Annotated in this window: 11 protein-coding genes; 3 read left to right on the forward strand and 8 right to left on the reverse strand. The window is 58.8% G+C overall.

Annotated elements, in window-relative coordinates; genetic code table 11:
* Positions 1-138 precede the first annotated feature (138 nt).
* The 5 genes from BSF44_RS22575 to BSF44_RS22595 all read right to left on the reverse strand — a co-directional run bounded on the left by BSF44_RS22575 (position 139) and on the right by BSF44_RS22595 (position 5,142).
* Positions 139-840, reverse strand: a complete 702-nt coding sequence (locus tag BSF44_RS22575) for an ABC transporter ATP-binding protein (protein ID WP_095945384.1) — start codon at positions 838-840, stop codon at positions 139-141.
* On the reverse strand, positions 841-1,608 hold the full coding sequence (gene livG, locus BSF44_RS22580; RefSeq protein ID WP_095945385.1) for a high-affinity branched-chain amino acid ABC transporter ATP-binding protein LivG: 768 nt from the start codon (positions 1,606-1,608) through the stop codon (positions 841-843). It lies immediately after the preceding gene.
* Entirely contained in the window at positions 1,605-2,861 is a 1,257-nt protein-coding gene (locus BSF44_RS22585) for a high-affinity branched-chain amino acid ABC transporter permease LivM (protein ID WP_008052917.1), read from the reverse strand. The genes livG and BSF44_RS22585 overlap by 4 nt, the downstream gene beginning before the upstream one ends.
* Positions 2,858-3,781: a high-affinity branched-chain amino acid ABC transporter permease LivH gene (livH, locus tag BSF44_RS22590; RefSeq protein ID WP_008052916.1), complete on the reverse strand. Its 924-nt coding sequence runs from the start codon at positions 3,779-3,781 to the stop codon at positions 2,858-2,860. Before livH ends, BSF44_RS22585 begins: the two co-directional genes overlap by 4 nt.
* A gap of 233 nt (positions 3,782-4,014) precedes the next feature.
* Complete coding sequence (locus BSF44_RS22595) at positions 4,015-5,142, reverse strand: branched-chain amino acid ABC transporter substrate-binding protein (protein WP_095945386.1); 1,128 nt, start codon at positions 5,140-5,142, stop codon at positions 4,015-4,017.
* A gap of 350 nt (positions 5,143-5,492) precedes the next feature.
* Here BSF44_RS22595 and BSF44_RS22600 point away from each other — a divergent pair, with 350 nt between their 5' ends.
* Entirely contained in the window at positions 5,493-5,798 is a 306-nt protein-coding gene (locus BSF44_RS22600; RefSeq protein ID WP_095945387.1) for a DUF2288 domain-containing protein, read from the forward strand.
* Positions 5,799-6,093: 295 nt separating this feature from the next.
* Here BSF44_RS22600 and BSF44_RS22605 read toward each other — a convergent pair whose 3' ends face one another.
* Positions 6,094-8,289, reverse strand: a complete 2,196-nt coding sequence (locus BSF44_RS22605; RefSeq protein ID WP_057716101.1) for a hypothetical protein — start codon at positions 8,287-8,289, stop codon at positions 6,094-6,096.
* A gap of 196 nt (positions 8,290-8,485) precedes the next feature.
* On the opposite strand from BSF44_RS22605, the gene BSF44_RS22610 reads away from it, so the two are divergent.
* Entirely contained in the window at positions 8,486-9,382 is an 897-nt protein-coding gene (locus BSF44_RS22610) for an NAD(P)-dependent oxidoreductase (protein ID WP_095945388.1), read from the forward strand.
* Here the strand turns inward: BSF44_RS22610 and BSF44_RS22615 are convergent.
* Together BSF44_RS22615 and BSF44_RS22620 are read right to left on the reverse strand one after the other, a co-directional pair.
* Entirely contained in the window at positions 9,339-11,555 is a 2,217-nt protein-coding gene (locus tag BSF44_RS22615) for a bifunctional diguanylate cyclase/phosphodiesterase (RefSeq protein ID WP_305887007.1), read from the reverse strand. The two genes, BSF44_RS22610 and BSF44_RS22615, sit on opposite strands and share 44 nt — an antisense overlap.
* Before the next feature lie 147 nt (positions 11,556-11,702).
* Complete coding sequence (locus tag BSF44_RS22620; protein ID WP_095945390.1) at positions 11,703-12,068, reverse strand: YkgJ family cysteine cluster protein; 366 nt, start codon at positions 12,066-12,068, stop codon at positions 11,703-11,705.
* 268 nt (positions 12,069-12,336) lie between these two features.
* On the opposite strand from BSF44_RS22620, the gene BSF44_RS22625 reads away from it, so the two are divergent.
* On the forward strand, positions 12,337-13,686 hold the full coding sequence (locus BSF44_RS22625; RefSeq protein ID WP_095945391.1) for an MFS transporter: 1,350 nt from the start codon (positions 12,337-12,339) through the stop codon (positions 13,684-13,686).
* The last annotated feature ends 146 nt before the right edge of the window (positions 13,687-13,832 follow it).

Genomic DNA, 13,832 nt, shown 5'->3' on the forward strand with positions numbered 1-13,832 from the left:
GTGGTTCGACAGGATGGGATTAGTACGTCTCTCATAACCTCAATCTCTCGAACCGCCCGGTGCGGACCCGCATGCCGGGTGGTGTGGCAGGGGAGCGGCCTGTGAAGGCCGTCCCCTATGCCGATTTACCGCAAAGGCTTAGCCACCGAGGTACGCTTCGCGCACTTTCGGGTCGGTCAACAGTGCTTCACCGGTACCTTGCATCACCACCCGGCCGTTCTCCAGAACGTAGGCACGGTCAGCGATTTTCAGCGCCTGGTTGGCGTTCTGCTCGACCAGGAACACCGTCACACCGTCCTTGCGCAGTTGTTCAATGATGTCGAAGATCTGCTGGATGATGATCGGTGCCAGGCCAAGGGAAGGCTCGTCGAGCAGCAACAGTTTAGGCTTGCTCATCAGCGCACGGCCGATGGCGAGCATTTGCTGTTCGCCGCCGGACATGGTGCCGCCACGCTGGGCGAAGCGTTCTTTCAGGCGTGGGAAAAGTCCGAGAACCTTGTCCATCTGTTCCTGATAGTCGCCCTTGGCGGTGAAAAAACCGCCCATGGACAGGTTTTCTTCCACGGTCAGGCGGGAAAACACCCGACGACCTTCCGGCACCACGGCAATGCTCTTGCGCATGATCTGCGAGGATTCCTGGCCGACCAGTTCCTCACCCATATAGCGGATGCTGCCGCTGTGGGCTCGCGGCGAACCGCAAAGCGTCATCAGCAGCGTGGACTTGCCGGCACCGTTGGCACCGATCAGGGTCACGATCTCGCCCTGGCGGACTTCGACGTTGACGCTGTGCAGGGCCTGGATCTTGCCGTAAAAGGTGGAAACGTTTTCGAACTGCAGCATTTACGCTTCCCCCAGGTAGGCTTTGATCACTTCAGGATTGTCGCGGATCTGTTCCGGCGTGCCGTTGGCCAGAGGTGTGCCCTGGTTGATCACGACGATGTGGTCGGAAATGCTCATGACCAGTTTCATGTCGTGTTCGATCAGCAGCACGGTGACGTTGTGCTCTTCACGCAGCATGCTGATCAGCGCCTTGAGGTCTTCGGTTTCCTTCGGGTTCAGGCCCGCGGCCGGTTCGTCGAGCATGAGGATCCGTGGACGGGTCATCATGCAGCGGGCGATTTCCAGGCGACGTTGCTGACCGTAGGCCAGGGTGCCGGCCGGACGGTTGGCGAATGCCGTGAGGTTGACCTTGTCCAGCCAGTACTCGGCGAATTCCATGGCCTCGCGCTCGCTTTTGCGGAACGACGGCGTTTTGAACAGACCGGACAGGAAGTTGGTGTTCAGGTGACGGTGCTGGGCGATCAAGAGGTTCTCGACCGCGGTCATGTCCTTGAACAACCGCACGTTCTGGAAGGTGCGCACCACGCCCTTGAGGGCGATCTTGTGGCCGGGCAGGCCTTCGATGGCCTCGCCGTCGAGCAGGATGCTGCCGCCGCTCGGCTTGTAGAAGCCGGTCAGGCAGTTGAACACGGTGGTCTTGCCGGCGCCGTTGGGGCCGATCAGCGCAACCACTTGTTTCTCTTTCACGCTCAAGGCCACGCCGTTGACCGCCAGCAAGCCGCCGAAGCGCATGCTCAGGTTTTCTACTTTCAGGATCTCGCGGCTCATTTGCGCAGCTCCATGTGAGGACGTTGCATGGGCAGCAGACCCTGAGGGCGCCAGATCATCATCAGCACCATCAAGGCGCCGAACATCAACATGCGGTACTCACTGAACTCACGCATCATTTCCGGCAACAGGATCATCACCGTGGCGGCGAGCACGACACCCAGTTGCGAGCCCATGCCGCCCAGCACCACGATGGCGAGGATGGTCGCCGACTCGATGAAGGTGAAGGACTCCGGTGTCACCAGGCCCTGACGCGCAGCGAAGAAGCTGCCGGCGAAACCGGCGAAGCAGGCACCGAGGGTGAAGGCTGACAGTTTGATGATCGTCGGGTTCAGACCCAGTGCACGGCAAGCGATTTCGTCTTCACGCAGGGCTTCCCAGGCACGGCCCAGAGGCATGCGCAGCAAGCGGTTGATGACGAACAGGGCGAACAGCGCGAGGAACAACGCAACCAGGTAGAGGAAGATCACCTTGTTGATCGAGTTGTATTCCAGGCCGAAGTACTCGTGGAACGTCTGCAGGCCTTCAGCCGCTTTACGTTCGAAGGTCAGGCCGAAGAACGACGGTTTCTCGATGTTGCTGATGCCGTTCGGGCCACCGGTGATGTCGGTCAGGTTACGCAGGAACAGCCGGATGATTTCACCGAAGCCCAAGGTCACGATGGCCAGGTAGTCGCCACGCAAGCGCAGTACCGGGAAACCGAGCAGGAAGCCGAACGTGGCTGCCATCAGGCCGGCAATCGGCAGGCAGATCCAGAAGCTCAGGCCATAGTAATGCGACAGCAGCGCATAACTGTAGGCGCCAACGGCATAGAAACCGACGTAACCCAGGTCGAGCAGGCCGGCCAGGCCAACCACGATGTTCAGGCCGAGGCCGAGCATCACGTAGATCAGCACCAGCGTGGCGATATCCACCGCACCGCGAGAGCCGAAAAACGGCCAGACCAGGGCACCGGCGATCAACGCGATGATGATCCAGCGTTGAGTGGTCGGCAGGGTCAGGAAGTTGCTGGCCTTGGCCGGGATCAGCGGCATGCTTGGCGAAGAGCGCCAGGCCGAGCTGATCTGCTGGTCGAACAGCACACGCAGGAACATCAGCACCGAGCACACCGCGATGGTGATCAGGGTGGCGTCGCTGGTGCCATGAACTTCGAGGTTGATGCCGACGATGGTCAGCTTCAGACCGAGCACCGGGTAGGCCACGGCCCACACCAGCAAAGCGCTGAACAGCGCCTGTTTAAGATTCCTAGTCATACTTTCTCAACCTCCGGACGGCCCAACAGGCCGGTTGGCCGGAACAACAGCACCAGAACCAATAGACCGAAAGCCACGACGTCCTTGTACTGGTCGCCGAAAATGTCGGCACCAAAGGCTTCCGCTACCCCAAGCACGATCCCGCCGAGCATGGCGCCGGGGATGCTGCCGATACCGCCCAGTACTGCTGCGGTGAAGGCCTTGAGGCCGACGAGGAAACCGGCGTTCGGGTTGATCACACCGTACTGCATGCTCAGGAGCACGGCGGCGATGGCCGCCAGTGCAGCACCGATGACGAAGGTCAGGGCGATGATGTTGTTGGTGTTGATACCCAGCAGGTTGGCCATCTTGATGTCTTCGGCGCAGGCGCGACAGGCGCGACCCAGGCGAGAGCGGGAGATGAACAGGGTCAGGCCGAGCATGGCGACCAGGGTCACCACGAACACCACGATTTGCATGTAGGAAATCAGCACTTCATGTGCGCCACCTGGCCCAAAGGCAAAGTTGCCCGGAATCAGGTTGGGGATGGATTTGTCCTTGGAGTCTTGCGCCAGCAGAACGGTGTTCTGCAGGAAGATCGACATGCCGATGGCGGAGATCAGCGGGATCAGACGGTTGCTGCCGCGCAAGGGGCGGTAGGCGATCCGTTCGATGCTGTAGCCGTAGGCACTGGTTACAACGATGGTGGCGAGAAAAGCGGCGGTCATCAACAGCGGCACGCTGTCGAGTCCCAGCATGGCCAGCCCGGCGATGGCGATGAACGCCACGTAGGAGCCAATCATGTACACCTCGCCGTGGGCGAAGTTGATCATTCCAATGATGCCGTAAACCATCGTATAGCCGATGGCGATCAGGGCATACGTGCTGCCAATGGTCAGGCCATTAACCAGCTGTTGGAAGAAGTGATAGATGTCAGGCATTACAGCGCTCCTAAAAACCTGATACGCATTTCACTGGTGGAGTCATTTTCCCGCCCGGGCCCCGTGGATCTGCATCCACTTCGAATCCGGGGTTTGCCAGCGAACCGCTGATGACGGTTTTGAGATTTTCAGGTGGGGAGACTGGCGGATCACGCCAGCGCGGCCCAGATACGTTCGTAAAACAAAGCCCACGGCACGCCGTGGGCTTTGTTGGCAGTCAGTCAGGCAACGCCTTACTGAGGCTTGGCTTCAGTTTTTGGTTTGCCGAAGTGCCACTCGTAAACCACGAACTTGAAGTCTTTCAGGTCGCCTTTCTCGTCGAAGCTCAGATCGCCGGTAGGCGTCTTGAAGGTGCCGGCGTGGATGGCTTCAGCCACTTTGGCGGAGTCTTCGGACTTGGCAGCCTTGATACCGTCGGCGATCACGGTCACAGCCGAGTAGGCCGGGAACACGAACGGACCGCTCGGGTCTTCTTTCTTGGCTTTGAACGCATCAGCCAGGGCAACGTTGGCCGGATCCTGGTCGAAGGATTTCGGCAGGGTCACCAGCAGGCCTTCGGAAGCGTCCTTGGCGATCTGCGAAATGGAGTCGTTACCCACGCCTTCCGGACCCATGAACTTGGCTTTCAGGCCTTTTTCCTGGGATTGACGCAGGATCAGACCCAGTTCCGGGTGGTAGCCGCCGTAGTAGACGAAGTCGACATTGGCTTGCTTGAGCTTGGCAATCATCGAGGAGAAGTCTTTGTCGCCGGCGTTGACGCCTTCGAACACGGCGACTTTCACGCCTTTGCCTTCCAGGGTTTTCTTCACGGCGGTGGCGATGCCTTCACCGTATTGCTGTTTGTCGTGCAGAACAGCAACGATCTTCGGTTTTACGAAATCGGCAATATAGTTACCGGCGGCAGGGCCCTGGGCGCTGTCCAGACCGATGGTGCGGAACACCATTTTGTAACCACGGGCGGTGATGTCCGGGCTGGTGGCAGCCGGGGTGATCATGATCACGCCTTCGTCTTCGTAGATGTCCGAAGCCGGTTGAGTGGAGCTGGAGCACAGGTGACCTACCACGAACTTGACGCCGTCGTTGACGACCTTGTTCGCGACGGCCACAGCTTGTTTCGGATCACAGGCGTCATCGTATTCAACGGCTACGAGTTGCTTGCCGTCTACGCCGCCCTTGGCGTTGATTTGCTCGATGGCCATTTTGGCGCCACTGAACTGCATGTCGCCGTATTGGGCTACAGGGCCGGTTTTAGGGCCGGCGATGCCGATCTTGATGGTGTCAGCTGCGAACGAATGGCTGGCAACCCCGGCCAGAACCATAGCGGCAAACAGTTTGGAAATCTGCTTAGTAGCCTTAGTCATAGTGCTCCACTCTTACTGTTGTAGTTTTTATAGTCCTGGCGCCGAAAGCAGCAGAACCGGGTCAGATATCTGCGACATTCCCCGGAAAAGTCCCTCGGCAACTGTACCGGTACAGTGTAGAGCGCCGATTGTCAGCCTGGGAAGGCGGCGCCGGGGGACAAAACCTGCAAGTGTCGCTTTATTGAAAGTAAAAGACAGAATTGCGGCGGGGTGTTGAGGGGCTTATAGCCATATTCAGTGCATTCCCTGGCTTTCCTGCGCTTTTCATTTCGGTCACTCAATTGCATCCGGGTTTTTCTGCCAGACCACCGACGTTATCATCTACGTCGATTTCTTTTCCGGACAGTCCCATGAATCAAGAACCTAGCACCCTCTATGCCAAGCTGCTTGGTGAAACCGCATCTATTACCTGGAAAGAGCTGGAGCCGTTCTTCGCCAAGGGTGCCCTATTGTGGGTCGATCCTGGCATGGATCTGATCGCTGCCGCCGAGGCCGTGGCCCAGGATGAAGGGGAGAAAGTGGCTGCCTGGCTGGCCGCTGACAAGCTCGGCAAGCTGTCTGAAACACGGGCGCTGGATCTTTTTGAGCGTGATCCGCAGCTGTGGGCCGTGGTTGTTTCGCCGTGGATTCTGATCCAGGAAAGGTCGCAGGCTTAAAGGTTGCACCTCAATGGTGCGCTTCTTTCGGAGGGAAAAGTGTGTAGCCGAGTAGCGTGATGGCATGTTGCCGTAGAGAAAGGCCACAGCTTCACGGTGACGTAAACGTAACGGGAACAGTTGAGAGGGCAACTGAACGTCTGCTCAATTGTTTCTGGATGTTGATTTGCAGTGAATTCAAGGCCGCCATCGCGAGCAGGCTCGCTCCCACAGTTGACCGCGTTCTCTCTGAAAGAATGCGATCCCTGTGGGAGCGAGCCTGCTCGCGATAGGGGCGACGAGTTTTCGCGTCTTGTTAAGCCGTCTTGCCCGTATGGTTATTCAACGAAATAACCTTGGTCTTGCCAATGCGGTGACGGTAGATCTCGCGCAGGTACTTGATCGATTTCTTCACGCAATCCCGGGACAGGCGGATGTCGTTGATCGAGACGAACTTGTCCTTGTCGTTGATCAGCTCGCGGTACTTCTTCTCGTACATCGGCTTGATTGCGTACCAGTTGGTATCGAGGATCTTCGCCGGGTTCTCGAATTCGTTGAGCAACTCATCGATCCGGTCTTCATCGAACTGTTCATTGATGATGAAGTCCAGGATCGAGTTGTCCAGGGTCTCGTCGAAACGGTACGGGTTTTTCGCGAAGCAGCGCTTGATGAAGGCCACGATCAGCGTCAGGAAATCGTCCGACAGGCACGGGCTCTTGGCGATCAGGGTGGTCAGCGACAGGTTGGCCGAAGCACCGATCACCAGCGCGTAGCGCTTGAGCGTGGTGTTGGGGAACAGGCTGTTGAGGTGAGTCTTCAACCGGTTCAAATCCATGTAGGACAGCTTGTAGTCCTTGGGCAAGGAAACGATCGACACCACCGACGAGCAATTCTTGAAGAAGTGCAAGTCATGCAGGGCTGCCGCGTCGTAACCCGAGTTCTTGTACTGCTCCAGCGACGCGCGATAGCGCTTGGACTCAATCGGCAACAGGCTGATGCCTTCGATGGCCTGGGTGACCTTGTTGAAGTGCGGCAGGTCGATCGAACGGAAGAACAGGTCGTCGATGTTCAGGCGCTGTGGCTCTTTCTCGAACACCTTGAATTTGTCGCTGCTCGGTGCCGGGGTTTCCGGCACCACGGACTCGGCGTAGGCAATCGCCACCGGACCGGCCAGGCTCATGAACAGGTCGTTGGCGTCCAGGCGGATGGTTTCGCCGATGTCGATGCCGGCACGACGGAAATAGTTCTGGTCGTAGTCGGTGGTCACCGCCTGGGCCGTCAGGATGTTGAAGATCTGCTGCGAGATGTATTGGTTGGCATGCTTTTCCATGGCATTGACATCAATGTTCTGGATATTGCCGTCATCGTTCTCTTCGGCGTAACGCATGATGTCGTTGGAGATCAGCATCATCGCGTTCCATGGGCGGATGCGGCCCATGACGCTGGCTTCGCTGCTGTCTTCGTTGGCGAAGTTGTAGGAGAAGTCCCACTCTTCCGACAGGTATTTGCACAGCAGGCGGCCGGCGTTGATGTGCAGGGCCTCGGACATTTCACTGCGGTGATCGGAAATGTTCGGCAGCACACAGATGCCGCTGGTGAAGATCGGTTCGAAGACGAAGGAGTGGCCGCTCTTGCTGTCATGCTCGTCCATCGGCTTGGTGTCGAACGTCTTGTTCATGTACGAATGCTGCTGGGCCAGGCCGAATTCCGAGGCCATGCCCGAACCGGTGCCGCCGCCGGCACTGAAGATCGAGAAATACAGACGCGACTGGTTGGCCTTGATGCCGCAGCTGTCGATCAGGTACGAGTGAATCATTTTCCAGTCAGGGCTGGAGAAACGCTGGGTGTCCTTGTTCAGGATAATCTTGGCCAGGTACTGGCCAAGGATCGGCGCGTTACCGGCGCCACCGGCGTGGACTTCCGACAGGTCCATGATTTTCATCTTGCTGTAGTCGCGCAGGAAGCCGCTTTTTTCGCCCTTGCGCGAGAAGCGGATGCGTCCGGCGATGTCCTTGTCCAGGTCGCCGAGCATCACCAGTGGTTCGACCAGAAACACCGGCTTGGTGTTTTTGTTCTGGCCAAGGCGCAGGTTGTTGCGGATCCACTGGGCCGGGCTGTAGCCCTTTTCGGCAAAACGCTTGTCCGGCGACAGGCGATCTTCGTTGTTGAATTCGTTGAGGTAGAACTTACGGGCGTTGTACACCAGTTCCGCCACGTCCAGCGCAATGTTCGAGCCGCAGCGGCCCAGGCCGATCAGGCACACCGACGGGAACTCTTGATCGCTGTGCTGTTCGCTGTCGCCTTCCAGGTGCGGTGCGCGCGGGAACACCATGTCGCGCAAGCCGTCGAGGTTGTCGAGGATGCGGTCGGTGTTGGTTTCGGTGAAATAGAGGTATTGCTGTGTCGCCAACGGGCGCGATTGAATCAATGGCTTCGGTGATGACGGGCTGTTGGCCGCGGGGCTCAACGTCAGATCGGTGACCGCAGTGGCCGGGTTGTTTTTAGAAGTCATTGTTCGCCATCTACCTGGGCTGATTGGTTGGCCGACTCACTGTCGTCGAACCGTCACGGAATACAATCGCGTCTTTTTTCAGCGCGTACTTGGACCATGCCTTGGTCTTTAGCCTGAGCATTGCTCGGAGTGAATCCTTTCCTGAGTCATGTTGAATCGGCCAATATTCGGTGATCTTTAATCAAAAGGAGGCAAAATGATGTCAACGCTACCTTCGCTAGGGTTTGCCGGGATCGGCCTGATGGGGCTGCCGATGTGCCGACGCCTGCTGGCCGCGGGTTATCAGCTGGCGGTATGGAATCGCAATCCGGACAAGTGCAAGGCGCTGGTGGAGGCCGGCGCACGCCAGGTCGCCAGCCCGGCCGAACTGTGCCAGCACGCAGACGTGGTCATGCTGTGCCTGGCGGATACGTCGGTCGTACGCGAGGTTGTGTTTGGTCCGGCAGGCATTGCGGAAGGAGCAAAAAAGGGTCAGTTGCTGGTGGACTTCTCCAGCCTGGAGCCCAACGCCACGCGGGAAATGGCCGCGAATCTCGCCGCTGAAACCGGCATGGGCTGGCTCGACACACCGGTGTCCGGTGGCGTGGTCGGTGCCGAGGCTGGAAGCCTGGCAATCATGGTCGGCGGTGAAGTACAGGATCTGGAGCGGGTCCGGCCTGTGCTGTTGAACCTGGGGCAGCGTGTGACGCACATGGGCGGCGTCGGGGCAGGCCAGGTGACCAAGGCGTGCAATCAGATGATCGTTGCCTGCAATGCATTGGTGATTGCCGAAGTGGTCGCGCTGGCGGAACGTTCCGGGGTTGATGCCAGCCTGATCGCCGAAGCGCTGGCCGGCGGCTTTGCCGATTCGAAACCGTTGCAGTTCCTGGCCCCGCAGATGGCTGAAAACCGTTTCGAACCGGTCAAGTGGCACGTACGCACGTTGCTCAAGGATCTGGATGCAGCGGTGAAGTTTTCCCGTGAGCAAGGCTCGGCGACACCGATCAGCGGTCTGGCCGCGCAGTTGATGCGCCTGCATGGGAGTCAGGGTTTCCTTGAAAAGGACCCGTCTACATTAGTGCAGATGTACCGTGAGCCAGACTCAGCGTCGTGACGGTGCAGGCGTGCTTGCGCTGGTTGATTTCGTTCAGCACCGGAAGCAATTCGGCCAGCGGCACCGGCCGGCTGAGCAGATAGCCCTGAACGAAGTCACAGCCGTGGTTTTCCAGAAATTGGTATTGCTCGAAGGTTTCGACTCCTTCGGTGACCACTTGAAGGTGCAGGGTATGGGCCATGACGATGATCGCTTGGACGATTTCCATGTCCTGGGTCGCCTTGGGTATGTCCTGGATGAACGAACGGTCGATTTTCAGCGTGTTGAGCGGCAAGCGCTTGAGGTAGGCCAGGGATGAATAGCCGGTGCCGAAGTCATCGATCGACAGCGAAACGCCGAGGGCGCGGATCTGCCGCATCAGCACCAGGGTGTTGGCGATATTGCCCATCAAGGCGTTTTCGGTGACCTCCAGTTCCAGACGGTGGGGCTCCACACCGGAGGCCCGCAATGCGTACTCGATTTCATCGGCCAGTTCTTCGCGCGCCAGGTTCAGGGGCGAGCAGTTCACGGCGATCTTCAGGTCTTCACAGCCTTGGCGCGACAACTCGCCCAAGTCCTCGCAGGCCTTGCGCAACACCCAGTTGTCCAGCTCGGCGATCAGGCCGTTGGCCTCGGCGATGGCGATAAAACGATCCGGCACGAGGAAACCGTGGACCGGGTGTTGCCAGCGGATCAAGGCTTCGAGCTTGCTGACCTGACCGGTCTTGAGGTCATAGATCGGCTGGTAATAGAGTATCAGGCCAGTGTCTTCACGCAGGGCGTGGCGCAACTCTTCTTCCAGTTGCAGCTCGAGTGTGGCGCGGGTTTTCAGGTTGGCGCTGAAAAAGTTCAGCCCGTTGCGACCGCCGCCCTTGGACTGATACAGCGCCAGGTCGGCGTTCTTCAACAGCTCCTCACAGGTCTTGCCGTCTTCCGGGAACAGGCTGATGCCGATGCTGGTGGTCATGACCATGCGCCTGCCGCCCAACTCGATGGGCTCCTTCATTTTCAGCATGATGCGTTGGGCCATATTGCGCGCCTCTTCACGATCACGCAGGTCAATGAGCAGGCAGAACTCGTCGCCACCGAAGCGCGCGACCACATCCTCGTGACTGCGAACCGAGCTCTTGATGTGCCCGGCCAGCACTTTGAGCAGTTCGTCACCGGCATCGTGGCCAAGGCTGTCGTTGATCCGCTTGAAATGGTCGATGTCCAGGAACATGACCGCGAGCATCCCGCCTTTGTTGGATTTCTCGATGAGTTTTTCGGCGAAGATCTGGTTGAACCCCCGGCGGTTGAGCAGGTTGGTCAGCGCGTCGTAGTGCGCCACCTGTTGCAGCGACATGCGCGCCTGGTCCAGTTGGCTGAGCAGGGAGTTGACCCGTTGCAGGTCGTGGTCCTTGCGTTGCAGTTTCTTGTCCGCCAACGCCGCGCTGATGCTGCTACCGATGATCAGCAGGGTCATGACCGCCACGGTCAGTGCCAGTTGCAGTTGGCTGTTTTCGCCGGTTTGCGCTGGCAGGCTGTCGCTGGGCAGCACCAGGTTGAAGGCGGCCATGGCCGTGAGGTGCATACTGAGGATGCCAGTCCCGAGTAACAGGCTGGCGCTGTATTTGAAGAGCTGATGCAGCATGCCGGCGCCATCGCGCAGATACCATGCCAGCAGCAAGGCGGCCAGCGCGGCCCCGATCGCGATCGCGATGGAAAGGGCGAACAGGCCCGGATGGTAGTAGACCGTGGCATTGGAGTGCATGGCCGTCATGCCCACGTAATGCATGGTCGCGATACCCAGGCCGATCCCGATCGATGCCTTGAGACACCGCTGCAAACTCAAATCAGGGAGGCTGAGGGTATGCATTGCCAGCCACGCGGCGAGCAGCGCGATGATCAGCGAGAACAGCGTGACAGGCAGTTGGTAGTGAAGATCGACAGGCGCCTGGAAGGCCAGCATCCCGACGAAGTGCATGGCCCAGATACCGCCGGCCAGGCATCCGCTGCCCACCCAGCGCCAGAGTGTCTTGGACGCGGATTTTTCAGCGTGAGCAACCCGTTCGGCCATGTCCAGTGTCGCGAAACTGCCGACACAGGCAACCAGATAAGCCAGCAGCACCAGAAAAGGGTCATGTGTGCAATTGAGTATGACCTGCCCGCTCTCTGGTAGCTCGGTAATGAAATGCAAACCAAGCCACTCCATAGCATGCCCCATCGTTATCCCTCAGGCCGTTGCAATGAGCGCCGGCGAATGCCTTGGAGTATAGAGGGCATGGATGGAGCGCAAGCCGTAGTGGCACATTGGTGCCAAACATTTTGACATTAGCCTGATAGCGATTAGTGCTAATGCTCAGGCGATTTGCTTCTTAGGCATCTCGAACGCGGGTTGCAGGGCCGGCAAGCCAAAAGCGGCACGGGCCGCGTCGCAATCGGGATTGGCCAGGCCATCGACCCAGGAAGCGTCGAATTCCCGGCAGGTACTGGAGCGCTTTTCGTAAATCGAGCATTGCACCGTACTGCCTACGTCTCCGACCAGGCTGGTGCAACGCACGGGTTTACAGCCGGTGCCGAGCATCGCGACCCGACTGGGGCTGATCTGCTCGACAAGCTCATCGGGTACCGTCCCCCCGGACGAGGCGCATTCACCCCAGAAAAATGACACGCGAAAATGAGAACAGCAGGCACCGCAATTCAGACACGGACTGGCTTCGGACATGGGCGATTATCTAAGGAGGAGTGGAGACACAGGGGGGGAAACAAGGCCGCTATTCTAGGCTTCGCCAACGGCTTGGGAAGGGGGGCTCAAAGGTATTTTTCATCGGTCGGACGGACTGCGAAATACCGGCCCTGTGAAAGCTCCTACAGGTTGCGTCCCATGGGTTGGTATCAGCCTGGCGAATAATGAAAGACAGGTGCGGTCGGCCTGTCTAGATTGCAAAGTCCGGGGGCAGTGACGCCCCAAAAACAATAAAAGAGACGGACCCATGCAGAACTCGACCCAAGCGGCCAATGCCTGGCGCATTCTGTTCCTGTTGTTCCTGGCCAACCTGTTCAATTTTTTCGACCGCACCATCCCGGCCATCATCATCGAGCCTATTCGCATGGAATGGCACCTCAGTGATTTCCAGTTGGGGATCATCGGGACGGCATTCACCATCGTCTACGCCATTGCCGGCTTGCCGCTGGGGCGCATGGCCGATACCGGTTCGAGGAGCAAACTGATGGGCTGGGGGCTGGCGGTGTGGAGCGGGTTGACCGCCGTCAATGGCATGGTGGGCAGTTTCTGGAGCTTCCTGATCGTGCGCATGGGCATCGGCATTGGCGAGGCCAGCTACGCGCCAGCCGCCAACTCGCTGATCGGCGACTTGTTTCCGGCTCACCGCCGGGCGCGGGCCATGGGGATCTTCATGTTGGGGCTGCCATTGGGGTTGTTGCTGGCGTTCTTCACCATTGGCGCGATGGTCAAGGCCTTCGATAGCTGGCGCGCGCCGTTCTTTATCGCGGCGGTGCCCGGGCTGATCCTGGCGATCTTCATGTTTTTCATCAAGGAACCCAAGCGCGGCGCCGCCGAGAGCGTTCAGGTCTCGCAGGAAAAGATCGATCGGCCGATCCGGCGGGTACTGGCTGTGCCAACCTTCCTGTGGCTGGTGATGGCCGGCCTGTGTTTCAACTTCGCCACCTATGCCTGCAACTCGTTTCTGGTGCCGATGCTGCAACGCTACTTCCTCATGCCGTTGCAGGATGCCGCGGTCGCCACCGGGGTTATTGTCGGTGTGACCGGGTTGGTCGGCCTGACCCTCGGAGGCTGGATTGCGGACAAGATTCACCAGCGGGTCGCCAACGGGAGGCTGTTGTTTGCCGCCTTCAGCCTGGTCATTTCGACGGTTTGTACTGCTTGGGCGTTGCATTCCGGGCGAATCGAGATCGGTGTTTTCGTCGCCGTGTTCGGTCTCGGTTGGCTGTTCGCCTACAACTTCTATACCTGCGTTTATACGGCGATTCAGGATGTAGTCGAGCCGCGTCTGCGGGCGACTGCCATGGCGTTGTTCTTCGCCGGGTTGTATCTGTTGGGCGGTGGTCTTGGGCCGGTAGTGGTCGGCGCGTTGTCCGATCACTTCGCCCACACGGCGATGCTCGCGGCGGGTGCCGAACAGATGACTGAAGCGTTCAAGGCCGTCGGTCTGCACGATGCGATGTACCTGATTCCGGTGGCACTGTTGTTCACCGTGGTGTTTCTGTTCCTGGCTTCGCGGTGTTTCGTGCGCGATACCAAGCGGATGAAGGCAGGGTTGGTTGGCGTGGTCGAGCCAGAGGTTGCAGCGGCGACTGCATGATTGCTATCGCCAGCAGGCTGGCTCCCACATTGGATCTCCAGTGTGAACACAACCCCTGTGGGAGCTAGCCTGCTAGCGATGAGGCCATCGGCATCACCACAAAAGTCAGATAAAAAGAAGGCCCGCATCACTGCGGGCCTTCTTAT

The sequence above is a fragment of the Pseudomonas sp. ACN8 genome, assembly GCF_002303925.1.
In the GTDB taxonomy this organism is placed as follows: domain Bacteria; phylum Pseudomonadota; class Gammaproteobacteria; order Pseudomonadales; family Pseudomonadaceae; genus Aquipseudomonas.

Excerpts from the sequence above, each read along its gene's own strand:
- BSF44_RS22575 (WP_095945384.1), bottom strand. The coding sequence starts at position 840 with ATGCTGCAGTTCGAAAACGTTTCCACCTTTTACGGCAAGATCCAGGCC.
- livG (WP_095945385.1), bottom strand. The coding sequence starts at position 1,608 with ATGAGCCGCGAGATCCTGAAAGTAGAAAACCTGAGCATGCGCTTCGGC.
- BSF44_RS22585 (WP_008052917.1), bottom strand. The coding sequence starts at position 2,861 with ATGACTAGGAATCTTAAACAGGCGCTGTTCAGCGCTTTGCTGGTGTGG.
- livH (WP_008052916.1), bottom strand. The coding sequence starts at position 3,781 with ATGCCTGACATCTATCACTTCTTCCAACAGCTGGTTAATGGCCTGACC.
- BSF44_RS22595 (WP_095945386.1), bottom strand. The coding sequence starts at position 5,142 with ATGACTAAGGCTACTAAGCAGATTTCCAAACTGTTTGCCGCTATGGTT.
- BSF44_RS22600 (WP_095945387.1), top strand. The coding sequence starts at position 5,493 with ATGAATCAAGAACCTAGCACCCTCTATGCCAAGCTGCTTGGTGAAACC.
- BSF44_RS22605 (WP_057716101.1), bottom strand. The coding sequence starts at position 8,289 with ATGACTTCTAAAAACAACCCGGCCACTGCGGTCACCGATCTGACGTTG.
- BSF44_RS22610 (WP_095945388.1), top strand. The coding sequence starts at position 8,486 with ATGATGTCAACGCTACCTTCGCTAGGGTTTGCCGGGATCGGCCTGATG.
- BSF44_RS22615 (WP_305887007.1), bottom strand. The coding sequence starts at position 11,555 with ATGGAGTGGCTTGGTTTGCATTTCATTACCGAGCTACCAGAGAGCGGG.
- BSF44_RS22620 (WP_095945390.1), bottom strand. The coding sequence starts at position 12,068 with ATGTCCGAAGCCAGTCCGTGTCTGAATTGCGGTGCCTGCTGTTCTCAT.
- BSF44_RS22625 (WP_095945391.1), top strand. The coding sequence starts at position 12,337 with ATGCAGAACTCGACCCAAGCGGCCAATGCCTGGCGCATTCTGTTCCTG.